This window comes from Streptomyces sp. NPDC050546, assembly GCF_044457425.1.
Classification (GTDB): domain Bacteria; phylum Actinomycetota; class Actinomycetes; order Streptomycetales; family Streptomycetaceae; genus Streptomyces.
This window is the reverse complement of sequence record NZ_JBITGX010000020.1, coordinates 1-15,223: the sequence shown is the minus strand read 5'-3', so window position 1 is coordinate 15,223 and position 15,223 is coordinate 1. Positions and strand designations below refer to the sequence as shown.

The following is a 15,223-nucleotide window of genomic DNA, read 5'->3' as shown; positions in this document are numbered from 1 at the left end:
CTGAGGGCCTGCGAGGCGGAGTACGCTCGCAGGCCCTCGTCTATGTGCCTCTTATCTCACAGGAAGCGTCCGAGCCAGGCTCCAGCTGGACTAGAGCCGAGCGCTCCCCACATAGTTCCGTTCATGAAGGCATCGGACCGGTCCTCGTTGTTTCCACCGAGCAGAGCGGATCCGATGGCCGCGCCGGATCCAGAACTGACGCCGACCACGACTGCTCCGGCGACGATGCACCCAACGCCCGTGGAGCACACGGCGGCGACGGCTGCCACACCGATGACGCCTCCGACGAACGCTCCGAGGCCCTCCCCAATGTCCGGCCATCCGAACAGTCCAGTGGGGTCGATGATGTTGGTGGGGTCGCCGGAGGCGTAGAGGTACGGGTTGGCTTCGAGTCCGGACGGGTCGGGCTGGGTGAAGCGGCCGAGGTTCGGGTCGTAGAAGCGGGCCTGGTAGTGGTAGAGCCCGGTCGGGTCCTGGTAGCCGCTCGCGAAGCGGTAGGGCTGGGAGACCTTCTCGTTGGCGGTGGTGACGCCGCGCGGGCTGTAGGTGTAGGTGTTGACCTTCTCGCCGTCGGCGTTCACCACGGCTTCGATGGTGCCGAGGGAGTCCGCGAGGTAGTAGTACGTCTTGTCCTTGGTGCGGAACGAGTTGAGGGTGCCTCCTGCTTCGCGGGTGAAGTTCGTGTCCACGCCGCCGGCGGTCTGGGAGGCCAGGCCGAGCGGGCCGTGGTGGAAGGCGGTGCCGCCGAACTGGGTGCGCTCGGAGTTGTCCGTACTGGCGTAGCGGCCCTTGTACGTGGTGCCGCCGTGAGTGATCGACGTCTGCTGGGAGAAGTCGCTCCACTGGCCGCCGGTACGGGTTGTCTCGGGGGTCGGGGCGGCTGCGGTCTCGTTGCCGTCCTGGTCGTAAGACCAGTTGGTCGAGGAGCCGTTCTTGCCAGTGATCTGGCTGGCGGCGTTGTAGGAGTAGGTGGAGCCGCCGGGGCAGCCGGCCGCGGTGCCCTGTGAGGTGAGGTTGCCCGCCTTGTCGTAGCAGTAAAGCCAGCTGCTGTTGACCGTGGTGCCCTTGGTCTCCTTCGTGAAGGTCAGGCGCCCGGCTGAGTCGTAGTCGTAGGTGCGCTTGAGGCCGGTCGCCGCGTCGGTGCGCGTGCGGATCTTCGTGCCGTCCTTGGTGGTGGTGCCACTGGTGTACGTGTAGGTGTAGGCGAGATCCATCAGGGTGCCCTTGGGCGATGTCGCCTTGATAGCCGTGGCCCGGTTGGCCTTGTCCAGGCTGATCGACTGAACCGTCCCACCCGGATAACTGATCTTGGTGCGGGCGTCGTTGGCGTTGTACTCGTAGCCGGTCTTCTGGCCGAACGGATCGGTCAGCGACTCCAGCCGGTTGGTCTTGCTGTAGGTGTAGCGGACGGTGCCCGAGGGGTCCTTGTACGTTTCGACGTTGCCGTCGGCCGTGTAGGTGAGCACGGTCTGGGAGCCGTCCTGCAGGGTGCGGACCGTTTCCCGGCTGAGCGGGTCGAAGTCGTACTTGGTGATGCCGGTCGCATCCGAGCGCTGCTTGAGGTTGCCGTCCGCGTCGTAGGCGTAGGTCACGGTCGCGTTGGTGCTGGAGACCTTGGTGATCCGGTCGCGGTTGTCGTAGACGTAGACCGTCTTGAGGCCACGGCCGTCGGTGACGGTCTCGGTGCGACCCAGGCTGTCGTACGTGTACTTGGTCTCGCCGAGCGGCTTGGGCGGGGTGACCTTGGACAGGTTGCCCTTGGCGTCGTAGGAGAACCTCGTCGCGTTCTGGTTGGCGTCCTTCACCTCGCAGCGCTGGCCCTCGAAGCCGCCGCAGGTGGGGGTGGCGGGGTTGTACGTGAAGGAGCGGGTGCCGCCCTCGGGGCCGGAGACCGTCTCCTTGGTGGTATTGCCCGCCGAGTCGTAGCTGTAACTGACCGAGACGCCGTCCGCCGTGTCGAGCTTCCCGGGCACGTCCGCGCCGGCGACGGTCTGGTAGGCGGACAGTGAGGAAGTAGCGCCGGTCGGCAGCTTCGCTGTCGTCGGGTTCGAGCGTGCATCCCACCCGTAGGTCGTCACGTTGCCCGGTGCGCCCCCGACTCCCATGGCATCGACCGCGGTTGCAACGTTCCGGTTCGCGTCATAGGTACGGTCGCGGGAGCGCCCCAAGGCATCGGTGACCTTGGTGATCTCACCGTCGGCCGCGTACTTGTACGTCGTGGTGTCGCCAACGGGGTCGGTGACCGTCGTGGTGCCCGCGGTGTTCGGGGTGCTTGACGAGTAGTCGTAGAGGTAGGTCGGGCCGGTCTCCCCCGAGCCGTCGAAAGTGGTGGCCCGCTTCATGGACGTCACCCGGTTGTGACTGTCGTAGGTGAAGACGGTCACCCGCCCTTCAGGCGTGGTGATCTTCGTCAGGCGGCGGTTCGAGTCATAGCCGAAGGCAGTGGCCTTGCCCTCTGTGTCGGTGGTCTTGGCAAGGTCACCGGCAGGGTTGAGGTCGTAGACCGCGGTGCGGCCGGAGTTGTCCTTGGCCTGCCACTGCGAGGCGTCGGTCTTGACCAGGTCGATCCAGCGGCCGGAGCGGGACTCGGTGAGCTTGAACCCCTTGTGCTCGCCGCCCTCGTCATGCTGGTCCACGAGCACGTGCCCGCCGTTGCGGTCGCTCACCTTCACCAGAGTGCCGACCGCGCTGTAGGTGTCCTTCATGCCCGATGCGCGCTGGGTGAGCGTGTACTCGCCGCTGGAGGTCTTCTTCAGGTCCAGGCGGTAGCCCTCGGGGGTGGTGAAGGTGCCGTCGGCCTTCTTGGCGAAGGAGACCGAGCCGCCGGTGGCGTCGTAGAGCACCACTTTGTCGCTCTCGATCTGCAGGTAGCGCTCATACCCCTGCCACCAGCGCTGCGAGACCTTCCCCCAGGGGGCGTCCATCGAGTTGTACGTCCGTGACAGCTGCAGTGACTGGCTGACGCCGGCGATCTGGAAGTCGGTCGCCGCCAGCATGAGATTGCCGGTGGAGTAGTTGACGCGCGCCACCAGGGAGTCCGTCACCCGGACATCCGAGATCAGGTGCCAGGGCACCTGCCCCTGCCCCTTGGGTACCACTGCCGCAAGCGCACCCCCGGCGCGCTGCGGGTCACCGGTCGCGGCATGCGCGCGTTCCCTCTGCGCGGCCAGCCATCGGGCAAACTCTGCCGTGGGCGCCTTCGCCCGAATGGACTTTGGGGCCTCCGTCGTGCCGACCTTCACCGGCGGCATCTCGGCCTTCGCACCGTCCTTGCCCCACACCGAGGACGGCTTGCCCGGCCCCGGTTCGGCCGCCATCGCGGGGACTACCCCCGCTGCCAGAGCCAGGGTGACCGAGGCCGCGACGGCGCCACGCCTTGCCCGGGTGCGGGCACGTTTACGGGACGTACCGTTGATTCTTAAGTACACAGTTTCCCCTCGTGTTTGCCCCTATGGAGGCACGGAGAGCAGCGCGGGCCTAAAAGGGGGAGGCCGGCGCCCTCGGGATGACAGCGGAGGGTGCGGGCCTAGTGCCGTGACGCTGCTCTCCGTGCCGTACTGGACCGCACCGGGTGGGTCGAATCCCGGTGCGGTGCGCTCGTCGTCCAGCCGATCCGCGGCTCGTGGCCTGGCAGAACGTCACCCAGTGTCGTGGGACGCCACATGCCGTTGGTCTGGACCGTTCAGCGCGGCTGCCACCGTAGGCACAGCCGCCGCTGCCCGTACACCGCCAGTCGAACGCGTGGCCGAAATCGAAGGGCTAAGCGGAAGAACCGGCTGGCGAACCGGAAAGAGCACAGACCTGCGTCATCCTGTGAGGCCCCTGTGAAGGGGGTGGCGGAGCGGACCGTTCCGGGCGAAATCGGATCGGCTCAATGCGACCCCGCCCTCTGGGCCGCGGGCCCTACCGAGAAGGCCGTACGACGCCGCACAGCCCGGAGCAGATCAGCGCCGCCACCGAGGAGGCGTTCCACCTGCGCTCCCCCGCCCAAAGCGCCGCGCCGGACACACAAATGACGACTGTGGGCAGTTCGGGGCGCCAACTTAGTTCAGAGAAGGTCACCGTGCCGATCTCCGTAGCCAGCGCGACCGAGGACCACTCGATCAAATTCCACCAGTACCACCTGGAGGACATGAGCCGGGTGCGGGTGCGCAAGTACTGCGAGACCGAAGACCGGGAGATCGACCAGAGCGAGATCGGCAAGGGCTACCAGCTCACCAAGGACCAGATCATCCCGATCAGCGAGGAAGAGCTGCGGGACCTGCCGCTGCCGACCGCCAAGGCGATCGAGATCGTCGCGTTCGTGCCGCTGGACTCCGTCGACCCCCTGAAGATCGGCGAGGGCTACTACCTGGCACCCAGCGGGCTTATCTAGATCTCGCTCTGATACTTGCTGGTCAGCAGGGTGTCGTGTGGTGAGGGACGTGACGTGTGGAAGGTCAACCTGGAGCGTCAACTCTGCGTCGAGGCGGATTGGTTGTGGCAGTGGCCCCGCCGAAGGCGGGGCCACAGCGTTGATCTGTGAGGTGCGGTTGCGGTCGGTACCGAAGCTCTGTGCTTGTCATGCTGGCGAGGGAGGCAAGGTCACGGGCGTGAGCGCGGGGGATTGAAGACGCAGAACTCGTTGCCCTCCGGGTCGGCAAGGACAATCCAGCGAAAGCCGTGTTCGCTCATTTCTTCAGAGAGCCGCTCGGCGCCGAGTCGTTCGAGACGGTTGGCCTCGGAGGCCAGGTCTACGGTCCCGAAGTCCAGGTCAAGGTGCATGCGGTTCTTCCCCTGCTTGGGTTCTGGGACGTGCTGCAGGAGGAGAGTTGGTGCTGGAGTCCGCCCCACCAGGCTCAGGTAAGGGGGTCCGTGGAATCCGCGCCGGTAGTCCAGCGGGGCGAGCGCTGCGAGCCAGAAGTTCGCTTGCGCTTCGGTGTCGACACAATCCAGCGTCACGACGATCTGCATGGCGGAACGGTAGGAGCCCTGGTCCGCCTTGACGATCCATTTTCTGCAGCACCCGGCCTCGTTAGCTTGTCTTTAAACCTCGGATGGCCATCGGGTGATGTTCCCAGGTGAATAGTTCGTAGGTCCGGCCCTTGTCGGTGACGGTCTCGGATGCTGAGTCAGCGGGGCGGAAGCCGGCGGATCGCGCGACCGCGATGCTGGGGTGGTTGTCGGGTTCGATCTCCAGGATCACCCGCGGCAGGGCAGCACTAGCGTGCGCGTACGCGGTCACGGCCTGGACAGCGCGCACTGCCAGCCGCTGTCCCCGGTGGGCGGCGCCCACGATGTAGCCGATGCTGCCGGTGACCTGGTTGAGCAGGACTTCTCCCAGGGCCCGTTGCCCGTCGGTGGTGATGCCAGGTGGATCCGCTCGTTCCCGCGTCGGGCTTGATGCACGTTGTGCAGGTATCGCAGCGCGGCGGCCTGGTCGAACGGCGACTCCAAGGGCGTCCGATAGGCGACATCGGGGTCGTCGAACAGCTCTTGCATGACATCGAGATCGTCACTCGTCCATTGGCGAAGGACCAGGTCGTGAGCGGCGAGCTGGAAGGTATGCATGTCCATAGCGACCTCATTCTGCCTCGGGGATGGCTCAGTGCAGATGGCCTCGAACGGTGCCTCGAACATGATCGCCGTGCGGGAGTTCCCAGTACGTGAGCACGGCCTTCGTCTGATCATGTGCTCCGACCAAGGTGCACCGATCGAGACGAAGGCCATGAGGGTGAGTCTTCTGATGGATGAGGGCAGGACGGGCACGTGACCTTCGCTCGGCTGTGGAAGACGTTGACCAGCAAGTCCCGCCGGGGTGTGCCGCTTTGGCAGTCAGGGCGGCACACCCCGGCAGGGCGAAGGTTATCCAGCGTGTCCGTGCAGGTCCTCTGCGGGAGCAGGCGCTGGCATACGCCAGGCCACGACCGCACCGGTCACGAGCCCCACGGCGGCCAGCAGGGTAGCGACCAGGAAAGGATCGAGGGAGTGCAGGGTCGGAGCGAACCCGATCCCGACACAGACTGCTACCCCGGACGCACCGCCCAACTGGTCGGCCGCGCGCTGGACGCCCGAGGCGATCCCGGCGTCGTCCTCGGTGACACCGCTGACTGCGACGTACTGCAGCCCCACGATGCCGAACCCCATCCCGGCCGCGATCAGAATCATGGCCGGGATCATCGCCAGCCCGCCTGCCTGCAGAACCGAACTAAGCGCGATCGCGGCCATCGCGGCCGCGGTGAACCCGATGCCGGCAAGGACACACGCACGTGCTCCCCAGCGGCCCAGCAGACGAGGCACGAAGATCGAGAATGCGATCAGCGAGACAGCCAGTGGCAGCATCGTTAGGCCCGCACCGAGCGGGCCGATGCCCAGCCGGTCCTGCAGATAGAAGGTGAACAGCAGGAACGAGGTCGACAACGCCCCGCTCAGCAGCATCGTGGTCAGGTTGGCCGCCACACGCGTGCGGTTGGCAAAAAAGTGCAGCGGCAGCAGCAGGTTACGCGAGCGTGCCTCGATGCGCACGAACCCGGCCCCGGCGGCCACCGCCCCGGCCAGCGCCCCCGGGACCATCCATGCGGGCGTTCCGGGTTCACCAGCCTGGACCACGCCGAAGGTGAACAGCAGCGGGCAAGCGGTCAGCAACAGCGCGCCGGGAAGGTCCAGCGGCGGGGCATCCTTGGTCACCGGCCGGCCGCCCTCGACCAGGAAGACGGCTGCCAGCAGCACAATCAGGATGAACGGGACCGAGATCAGGAAGATCCACTGCCACCCCAGGTGGGCGGTGATGATTCCGGACAGGACGAATCCGAGCACGAGACCGCAACTGGCCACCGCGGCCCACACGCTCAGGGCCCGCGACCGGCGCGGGCCTTCGGGGAACATCAAGACGATGGTGGCCATCGCGGCAGGCAGCGCGATGGCCTCACCGGCGCCCTGCAGCAGGCGCGCGACCACCAGCAAGGCAAAAGTGGGTGCCAGGCTAGCCAGCAGGGACGCGGCGCCGAACAGGCCGGTGCCGAGCAGCAGCACGCGCCGCCGCCCGAGCAGGTCGCCCAGCCGGCCACCGAGCATCAGCATCCCGCCACCGGTGACCGTGTAACCGACCACGACCCAGGTCAGAGTGTGCCCGTCGACGTCGAAGTCGGCGCCGATCGAGGGCAGGGCGATGTTGACCACGGTCACGTCGACCGCGATGAAGAACTGCAGCATGGACATCGCGCACAGCACCAGCCATGCGCGTGCAGGGGACGGGCTGTGCCCGCGTGAAGAAACGATGCCTGAAAGCATCAGGTGCTCCGTTGCTCAGAGAAAGCTCCGAGCAGCACGAACGTGCCGCTCCGGTCTGATCACGAAGCGGCTGGACGCCCAGGAAGAGTGTGAGTCGAACGCCCCGCCGCTAGCGGGACGTCCTGGTCACTGCGGCACAAGCGGCCGCACACGAAGCAGCAGACATGCCGTGAACGCTACCAGGGAGGGGGCACTCGTGAATCCGTTCGCCTGGGTTCGCAGGACACGGGGAGCTCGTCATCGCCGAGCACCTATCCGCGCGACGTCTTAGCTGTCGGTGCACGAGGGCCAGTGGTCTTCCGCCCACTCCGGCCAACCCGGCCAGCCCGCCGGCGGGCTGGGGATCTCGCCCCCGGCGAGTTCGGCGACGTCAGGCACCTGGAACTGCTCCCGCCATTGGTCTACGTCGGTCTCGCTCATGGGAAACGTCTGATGCGGTGTCGTCGCCTGGCGGTGCGCGATGCGGGCGAGCTGGAAGTCCTTGTCCACGGGCACGTAGACCACCTGACATGCTGCCCCTGCCGAGCGTGCCAGCCAGCGCAGTGCCGACCGTTCATCGCGGCCCCAGAGCCCGTAGTCGAGCACGACGCTGGTCCCCAGCCGCAGCGCCTGGAGGGCCACCGAGATGAGCCGCCCTTCGAGCACCCAGCGCTTTCCGTAGGCCATCGAATCGCCGAACAGCGGGATCATCCAGTGGTCTGGGGTCAGCCGCAGTGCCCGGTGCGTTGCGGCGAGCTCTTTGGCCCGGGTGGATTTCCCGGCTCCGGGGAGCCCGACCATCAGGAGCAAGGTGGCAACAGGCGGATCCTGCGCGACGATGGGGCTGGCTTCATGTGGGCAAGGGGATGGGGTTTCGTTCTGTGAACCGAAGCGCTGCGACTGAGACATGACTTCCCTGATCAGGCAGGATGGCCCGGCAGCACAGAAACAAGCGAGTGGCTGCCGGCAGGACACTGATCCGGCGGTGCGTCGTGGCACTGGCCCCGGCCCGGGGTCAGCAACGAGGCCGCGGTCATGGGCAACCGCGGGTACCGCCGCTAAGCAGCGGTACGGGTGGTCATGGCAGCGCAGCAACACATGCCTTCACCATAGCCGACAGCGTCGGCGGACCGTTTCATGCGATGAATCGCGAAGAACCGGTACTCGCTGCCACGATGGATCAGCCGACATCGCAAACAGGCACTTATGCCTTGTCGCCCTGGTTGGTGTCGCGGATCATCTGCCGCAGGCTCGTGCGGGCGGCCGCCAAGTCGGCCTCCAGGGCGCGGGCCTTCTTCTTCAGCGGCCGCAGCTCGGCGAGTTCTGCTTCCAGCTTCCGATTGGCATCGGTGAGCTCGGTGATCCGCTCCGCCAAGGGGCGTTGAGTGATCTGGTCGAGCTGCTGGCCGAGGTTGTGCCGCATGCCGGACTGCAGGCGCTCGCACTTGTCCCGGAGGGCTCTGATTTCTTCGTGGGCCATGGCCAGGTCGGCCTTGAGGCTGGCCGAGGAGGCGAGCTCTCCGTTGGAACGGGCGCGGACGGGACCTGTGTCCTGCTTGTCGATGGCGGCCTGAACGTGTCCGCGGACCCCGTCGGCATAGACCAGCCAGGTGGAGACCCGGGCCCGGCGGGCGAGCTCTCTGAACGTGATCTGTTCGCCCTCGTCGAGCATGTACTGAAGGGTGCCGAAGACCCGCTGGCGTTTCGTGACGCTGGTTCGGCGGCGTGAGGCCGCGAGGACCTCCGCGGGCGTGCGGGCGCTCATCACGGGTTCCCTTCCTGGCGGTTGATCACGGTGACTGGCAGCAGGACGCGGTCGCCGCCGGCCCGGAGCCGACGCAGCATGACCGCGGCGTCCTCCAGTTCTGCGCGTTCATCGGCGGGCAGGGCGGCGAGCTGGTCCTGCATCTTTTCCGCGATCTCCTCGTAGGCGGTGATCTCGGAGGTGAGGTTGTCGATGACGAAGTCCGCGGCGTCCATGGCCCGGGCTCGTTCGCGGTCGGCCCGCAGGCTGTTGGCGTGATCTTCGATGGCGGGCAGGTAGGACGGGTCGGGGCGATAGAAGCCGCAGCCGGCGCATTGGAAGCGGATCGGGCAGGCGTGACCACCGGCTTTGACGTTCGAGGGCTCGGTGCAGCCGCCGAACGGGACCGCGATCGAGCGGTGTTCGTAGGTCTGTGAGGAGCAGGGCCGGGCCGTCCCGTTTCGGTCGATGACCTGCTGGCTGAGGAGTTTGACCGCGGCCCGCTTCCGCTCCAGCGTGACGCGGTAGTAGCCCATGGTCGTCGAGATGTCCTCGTGGTCCATCAAGTCGCGCAGGACATCGACCGGGGTGCCCGCGTCGGCGTGTCGTTGAGCGAAGGCGTGACGAAACGCGTAGGGGAAGATCAACGAGCGGTCGAACGGGATGACCTTGCCGTCGGCGTCGAGGGCGTCGCTGTTGATGGCAGGCAGCGAGTCCACCCAAGTGCGCAGGGCGCCGTTGAAGGTGCTGCTGGCCATGTGGTCCCAGCCGCTGCGGTCCGTGATCGCGGGAAACAGGTACTCGTCGCTGGTGGCCGGGGCGGCGATGTGGTCCCGCGTCCGCTGCCAGCGGGCGATCGTCTCGGTGGTCTGTGCGGTGATCGGCAGGCGGCGCTTCATGCGCTGGCCCTTGTGGTTGTTCCAGATCAACGACACCTCTTCTCCGTCCCGTTCCAGGCAGTTGCGGGGCAGGGAGATGATCTCCAGAGGACGTCGGCCGGAGTCCCTCATGATCACGTAGAGGGTGTGGAACATCATCTGGATCTCGTCGGGGTGCAGATCGCCATAGGTGAGGCCGACGGCGAGCGCGTTCAGGTGGGCATCGAGTTGGCGGATGACGTATTCGGGTACGGCCTTGCCGAGCTCGTCCTCGTTGTCGTCCTCAGCCGCGATGCGGTGGGACGGATGCCGGGCGAAGGTGCCGGGCAGCCCTTCCAGGAGTTCGGCGAGGCGCCCGAACTCCACCAGGGCGAAGAAGTGCCCCAGGAAGCAGAGGCGTTGATTCCAGCCATAGATCCGCCCGTCCTGCCTGCGTGCGGAGCGGATCTCGTCATAGACGGCCTGGACATGCGTGAAACCGAGACCGGACAGTTCGTGGCCGCCTCCGGGCAGCCGGTTGAGCGCGGCCGAGGCCAGCTCGACGGTCCTGAACCAGGCTCCGAACTGGGCGCTGTTGGGCCGCTCGGCCTGGACGCGCTCGCGCAGCAGGCGCCGTAACCACAGCTGCGAGATGCAGGACAGGTCGACGACCCCGGCCTTGCGTCGCCGGCCGGTGCGGGAGGTGGATTTCAGCCCGGCCTCGCGCAGGTCCAGACGCGTATCGGCCCAGGGATCGCGGCCGTTGAACCGTGCGTAGGCGTGCTGAACCGCCCAGGTCACCTCCCGTGCCATCGCCCGGGCGTTGGGGGCGCTGGGGAAACGCTCTTCGAGCCAGGCCTCTCTGGCCAAGGTGGCCTCCGGACGCATCGCCAGCTCGCGGACCACCCGCCGAACCTGCCGCGGCTCGATCTTGCATCCGAGGTCGTCCCGCCGCTGCAGGCCGAGCAGAAACTCCAGCCGCAGCACCGGACTCAAGGAGATGAGCGAGAACTTGTAGGTGTCCAGGACCGGGGACTGGGTGGTGGCCCAGCTGCGGATCGCCGCGGCCTCCTCACGGCTGCGGGACGGGAACTCGGCCTCCCATCGCCGCACGTGATAGGTGACAGACCGGGATCGCTTCGTGAAGCGACTTGTTCGGGCAACGGAGCACCGTGCAGGCAGCCGGGACCGGAAACGGGCGGGTGAGACCAGACACGGCCCACTCAGAGATCGGAAGATCCGTGGACCGGAACCAGAGCGTGTAGTGGCTCAGGCAGAGCCCGTGCGTCTGCTGCACTCTGCCGCAGCGGACCCCGTCCCGCTCGGCCATGCAGTCGACCGGGTCGACGCCCCTGATCCTGCGGTCGGGGACGAACGTGGCGATGAACTCCTCGCGGCTCGCGCATGCATGGTTGCCGGTCTTGAAAGCCTTCCTGCAGCCATCACAAAGCCCCTGACGACGCGCATTCGTGCCCCGCGGGCAGGCAGCGACCAGGCACTTCCAGATCGTATTGCGAGAACTGTCCGGGTCGGCGGTGAACAGCCAAGCCTGTTGGTCCCACTCGCCCGGACGCCAACCCTGGCGGACGTTGTCTGTGAGCCATCGAAGCCAGCCGTCTCGATCACCACGAGCCGCCGGCGGCAGCGAGATGACCTGTGCTTCCGGCCGTTGCATGGTCACCGGACCTCCCGTGCGACGCGCTCGACCGCCTCGCGCTTGCGGGTGTCGCTGGCGTGCAGATAAGGAGCGAGCGACGCCGGAGAAGCGTGTCCCAACAGGGTCTGGACCACGTCCTGCGGAACCCCCGCGGCGATCCACTCGGTCGCCGCCGTGTGCCGCAGCATGTGCGGACGGGCAACGATCTCCGCCCACTTCGCGATCCGATCGAAGAGCTGCTTGGCGTTCGGATAACTCATCGGCCGGCCCAGCGGAGCCCGGAACAGGTTCACGAAGACCATGTCGCACTCATCGGCCGCGGGCACTTCCGCCCGCTCCCACTGGTAATCGCGGTAGGCGAGCGTCACGTCCTCACCGACCGGAACGACCCTCGACTTAACCGACTTGGCCAGTGCGTTGTTGACGTTGTCCGGACGCCGCCTGACGTGGACGTGCGGCCCCTTGGAGTGGCAGCCCAACGACCGTGAATCGGACAGTAGATGGAGATTCTCCCGGCGCAGTCCAAGGGTCTCGCCGATGCGCATCCCGGTCGCCCGCATCAGCACGATCAAGAACTTGTCCCGGGCGTGCCGGGCCAGGCGGATCATGAGGTCGACCTGCTCCGGCGTGAAGCGCTCGATGCCGGGATCGTCGACTTTGAACTTGAGCGTGCGGGCTCGAACATGCCGGAACTGACCGTTCTCACCCGTCTCGAACCCCTGCGGCACGAACCGCAAGTACTTCGGCCGCGACAAAGCGGCGGGGTGGGATGCGGGCATAGAGCTTCGCGATCATCCAGGGCAGGCCCAGGATCCGAAAGAGGTGGGTGCGATGAGCACCCCCGAGGAGACGTTGTAGAGCGGTCCGGCCGGCCCGTTGATGACGCCGAGGGAGATCGGGGGTTCCTCGGCCAGGTGGTGACGCAGAATCGCGGCAAGCTGCTCGGGTTCGGTGGTGAGCAGTTCGCGGGCAGCGCGGGGTATCCAGCTAGTGCTGTGACCGCGTAGGTTCGCCGGGTTGGGTTGGGCGAGCCGTCTTCACGGACCGGGCTCTGACCAGAGCCCGGTGTCAGAGCCTCCCGATAGCGTGCCGGCAACCAGATCCAACTCCTCTTCGGGAGAACCACCGTGGACATCCTGCTCATCGCTGGCTTGTGGCTTGACGGATCCGCCTGGGACGACGTCGTGCCGGAACTCATCGCGCTCGGCCACCATCCCGTGCCGCTCACCCTCCCGGGCCAAGGCGACGGCGCCGCCTCCGCCACGCTTGACGACCAGCTGGAAGCAGTGCTTGCCGCGGTTGACGCCGCGCCCGGAAAGCCGCTGGTGGTAGGTCACTCCGCAGCATCGACCCTGGCCTGGCTGACCGCCGACGCGCGACCGGAGAAGGTGGCCAAGGTCGCCCTGATCGGCGGCTTCCCCGCCGCCGACGGGCGAGCCTACGCCGATCACTTCGCGATCGAGGCCGGTGCTATGCCCTTCCCGGGCTGGGATCCCTTCGAGGGCGCGGACGCCGCCGACCTGGACCAGCAGACCCGCGACCGCGTCGCGTCCGCCGCGGTTGCTGTCCCTGAGGCGGTCGCCAGGGGAGTCGTACGCCTGACCAACGAGCGCCGCTTCGACGTCCCCGTGGTGGTTGTCTGCCCCGAGTTCACCCCGGCTCAGGCTAAGGAGTGGATCGCCGCCGGTGAGAGTCCTGAACTCGCTCGCGCTACCCACCTTGAGTATATGGACCTCGACTCGGGTCACTGGCCCATGGCCACCCGCCCCCGCGAACTCGCCCGCGTCCTGGCGGAGGCCGCCAACTCCTAGCGGTGCCGGGTTGGGCGGTCAGGCCACCGCTGACATCGGCCGGCCGCCCCAGCGGATGCCCTTCTCGCTGCGGATGCGGGCACGTTCCTTGCGCTGGGCCGCGAGAACACCGGGATGTCGGGCGTTGGCGTTCCGCCAGTGCAAGTAGGCGTGCAGGGCACGGGTCTGCGCGGTGTGGTTGCGGTGGTTGGAGTTGGCGACGGTGAACTGCCGCAGCGGTCCGAAGTGGGCTTCGATCGGGTTGGCCCAGGACGCGTAGGTCGGGGTGAAACACAGGTTGACCTTGCTCTTCTTCGCCCAGCGACGGATGTCGGCGCCTTTGTGGGCGGACAGGTTGTCCAGGATCACGTAGATCGGGGCGCCGTCGGGCCGGGCGGCCCGGATCGACTTCAGCGCGGCCAGGGTGTTCGCGGCGCCCTTCCTGCGGCGGTTGGCGCCCCAGAGGGTGTCGTCGCCGACCGAGTAGCAGCCGTGGAAGTAGCGCACCCCGTGGGTGCGGTGATAGGTCGCGGGATGCCGCTCGGGCCTGCCCTGCTCGGCCCAGCATGACCCGGCGGTGGGTCGGATCCCGAGCGGCCCGAACTCGTCGAACGCGAACACCCGGTCCGGGAAACGCTCCAGCACCTCTTCGATGCGGTCCACCTTGGCGTCGCGCTCGGGGTCGGGCGATTCCTTCCACGTTTTGGTCCGCTGGAAGGTGATGCCGTGGCGGGTGAGTAGGCACCGTAATGCCTCACGGCCGATCCGGATGACGCGGCCGTGCACTTTCCGCAGGTAGGCGGCGAGTTTGCGGATGGACCAGCGGGTGAAGGGCTGACCGAGCTTGGTCGGGCGGGTGGTGGCCGTCGCCACGACGAAGTCCTCGTCGTCAGGGTTGAGCAGGCGGGGACGGCCTCCCGCCCACCGAGGGGCCAGGCAGGCCAGGCCGATCTGGTTGAACCGATGGATCACGTCGCGAACGGTGTCCTCATCGGCATGCACCAGCTTTGCGATCACAGGCACCCGGTTGCCGCCAGCCGAAGCCAGCAGCATCATCGCGCGCCGATACCGCACCGAACTGGTGCTGCCCCGGCGCACGATCTGTTGCAGCTTCTGCCCTTCCTCGTCGGTCAACCTGCGCACACGGACAGGCTCAGCCACCACACCTCCAGCAGTCGGATCGGATGCCACGCCATATCCAACCCATGCGACCACCAACCCCGTGAACCTTGCTGGTCACAGCATTAGGGCCGCAGGACGCCTCTGACCGGTCGAAGCGGCCCCAGACCTTGTCGACAGCCTGCACGATGGCGTCGGACGTCCCTCCAAGAAACCAGCCCGCCGCCCCCGCGCACCTCAGGCTGTCACGCTTGGTGATGAGTCCTGCCCGTCGGCGGAAATTCCCATGCGGCTTGACGCACGGCCTCGCCATGCCGTTGTGCGACGACGTGGCGTGTCCGCCCCCGTCGGCCCGGGTTGCCTTGCCTCGGTCGGAACGGCGAGATGTGGCGGGTCGGAGCGCGGTGGCGCAGCGCGTCCACGATCGCTGTAACGCACCACTCTGCTGCTACGCAGGGCACCGACGCGGGCTGGTCGCACACCTGGCCGAACGCCGGGGATCAGCCCGATCAGTGCCGCTACCACCCTGACAGCGCCGAACGTGAACCGTCCGAGATCCAGCACGGTGACGCGGCACGGTCCGGTGCGCTGCTGGCGTCACCGACCCCAGAGACCTGCGCGTGGGCAGCGGGCGGACCGGCGGAGGCCCTCGCTCCGCCCTCGGACTCCGGCGGACTCGCTCTTTCAGCGAGGTCATCGGTGGGATGGAGCTCCTTAGACGTCATTTCAGTTGGTGAGTCGGCGGTGACATATGAGGGTCGCTGCGATGGCGGTGAAGGCGAGGAAGTGTTCGGGCTTGCGTTCGTAG

The 15,223-nt window shown here is 67.1% G+C and carries 11 protein-coding genes and 1 pseudogene; 2 read left to right on the top strand and 10 right to left on the bottom strand.

Annotated elements, in window-relative coordinates:
- Window positions 1–56: 56 nt before the first annotated feature.
- Entirely contained in the window at window positions 57–3,317 is a 3,261-nt protein-coding gene (locus ACIBK5_RS36505; protein WP_399026592.1) for an RHS repeat-associated core domain-containing protein, read from the bottom strand.
- A gap of 695 nt (window positions 3,318–4,012) precedes the next feature.
- Between ACIBK5_RS36505 and ACIBK5_RS36500 the strand changes: the two are divergent.
- Window positions 4,013–4,372 (top strand): annotated as a pseudogene (locus ACIBK5_RS36500) (Ku protein); the annotation flags it as partial.
- 212 nt (window positions 4,373–4,584) lie between these two features.
- Here ACIBK5_RS36500 and ACIBK5_RS36495 read toward each other — a convergent pair.
- The 8 genes from ACIBK5_RS36495 to ACIBK5_RS36460 form a co-directional block, all read right to left on the bottom strand.
- Complete coding sequence (locus tag ACIBK5_RS36495) at window positions 4,585–4,953, bottom strand: VOC family protein (protein WP_399026590.1); 369 nt, start codon at window positions 4,951–4,953, stop codon at window positions 4,585–4,587.
- A 61-nt stretch (window positions 4,954–5,014) separates the two neighbouring features.
- Window positions 5,015–5,275 carry a GNAT family N-acetyltransferase gene (locus tag ACIBK5_RS36490; RefSeq protein ID WP_399026588.1) on the bottom strand — a complete coding sequence of 87 codons (261 nt, stop codon included), beginning with the start codon at window positions 5,273–5,275 and terminating at the stop codon, window positions 5,015–5,017.
- Complete coding sequence (locus tag ACIBK5_RS36485; protein WP_399026833.1) at window positions 5,221–5,556, bottom strand: GNAT family N-acetyltransferase; 336 nt, start codon at window positions 5,554–5,556, stop codon at window positions 5,221–5,223. Before ACIBK5_RS36485 ends, ACIBK5_RS36490 begins: the two co-directional genes overlap by 55 nt.
- A 288-nt stretch (window positions 5,557–5,844) precedes the next feature.
- A complete protein-coding gene (locus ACIBK5_RS36480) occupies window positions 5,845–7,197 on the bottom strand; it encodes an MFS transporter (protein ID WP_399026814.1) in 1,353 nt (450 codons plus the stop codon).
- 339 nt (window positions 7,198–7,536) lie between these two features.
- Window positions 7,537–8,049, bottom strand: coding sequence for an AAA family ATPase (locus tag ACIBK5_RS36475; RefSeq protein ID WP_399026812.1), 513 nt, complete (start codon window positions 8,047–8,049; stop codon window positions 7,537–7,539).
- A 403-nt stretch (window positions 8,050–8,452) separates the two neighbouring features.
- A complete protein-coding gene (locus tag ACIBK5_RS36470) occupies window positions 8,453–9,013 on the bottom strand; it encodes a DUF6262 family protein (RefSeq protein ID WP_399026587.1) in 561 nt (186 codons plus the stop codon).
- A complete protein-coding gene (locus ACIBK5_RS36465; protein WP_399026585.1) occupies window positions 9,013–10,962 on the bottom strand; it encodes a tyrosine-type recombinase/integrase in 1,950 nt (649 codons plus the stop codon). The genes ACIBK5_RS36470 and ACIBK5_RS36465 overlap by 1 nt, the downstream gene beginning before the upstream one ends.
- A gap of 564 nt (window positions 10,963–11,526) precedes the next feature.
- Complete coding sequence (locus ACIBK5_RS36460; protein ID WP_399026583.1) at window positions 11,527–12,285, bottom strand: tyrosine-type recombinase/integrase; 759 nt, start codon at window positions 12,283–12,285, stop codon at window positions 11,527–11,529.
- A 348-nt stretch (window positions 12,286–12,633) separates the two neighbouring features.
- On the opposite strand from ACIBK5_RS36460, the gene ACIBK5_RS36455 reads away from it, so the two are divergent.
- Window positions 12,634–13,317, top strand: a complete 684-nt coding sequence (locus ACIBK5_RS36455; RefSeq protein WP_399026581.1) for an alpha/beta fold hydrolase — start codon at window positions 12,634–12,636, stop codon at window positions 13,315–13,317.
- An 18-nt stretch (window positions 13,318–13,335) separates the two neighbouring features.
- Here ACIBK5_RS36455 and ACIBK5_RS36450 read toward each other — a convergent pair whose 3' ends face one another.
- Window positions 13,336–14,457, bottom strand: coding sequence for an IS630 family transposase (locus tag ACIBK5_RS36450; RefSeq protein ID WP_399026811.1), 1,122 nt, complete (start codon window positions 14,455–14,457; stop codon window positions 13,336–13,338).
- Window positions 14,458–15,223: the final 766 nt, after the last annotated feature.

Bases quoted from the DNA above. Each gene is read 5' to 3' on its own strand.
- ACIBK5_RS36480 (WP_399026814.1), bottom strand. From the start codon at position 7,197: ATGTCCATGCTGCAGTTCTTCATCGCGGTCGACGTGACCGTGGTCAAC.
- ACIBK5_RS36470 (WP_399026587.1), bottom strand. From the start codon at position 9,013: ATGAGCGCCCGCACGCCCGCGGAGGTCCTCGCGGCCTCACGCCGCCGA.
- ACIBK5_RS36485 (WP_399026833.1), bottom strand. From the start codon at position 5,556: ATGGACATGCATACCTTCCAGCTCGCCGCTCACGACCTGGTCCTTCGC.
- ACIBK5_RS36505 (WP_399026592.1), bottom strand. From the start codon at position 3,317: ATGGCGGCCGAACCGGGGCCGGGCAAGCCGTCCTCGGTGTGGGGCAAG.
- ACIBK5_RS36495 (WP_399026590.1), bottom strand. From the start codon at position 4,953: ATGCAGATCGTCGTGACGCTGGATTGTGTCGACACCGAAGCGCAAGCG.
- ACIBK5_RS36460 (WP_399026583.1), bottom strand. From the start codon at position 12,285: ATGCCCGCATCCCACCCCGCCGCTTTGTCGCGGCCGAAGTACTTGCGG.
- ACIBK5_RS36475 (WP_399026812.1), bottom strand. From the start codon at position 8,049: ATGGTCGGGCTCCCCGGAGCCGGGAAATCCACCCGGGCCAAAGAGCTC.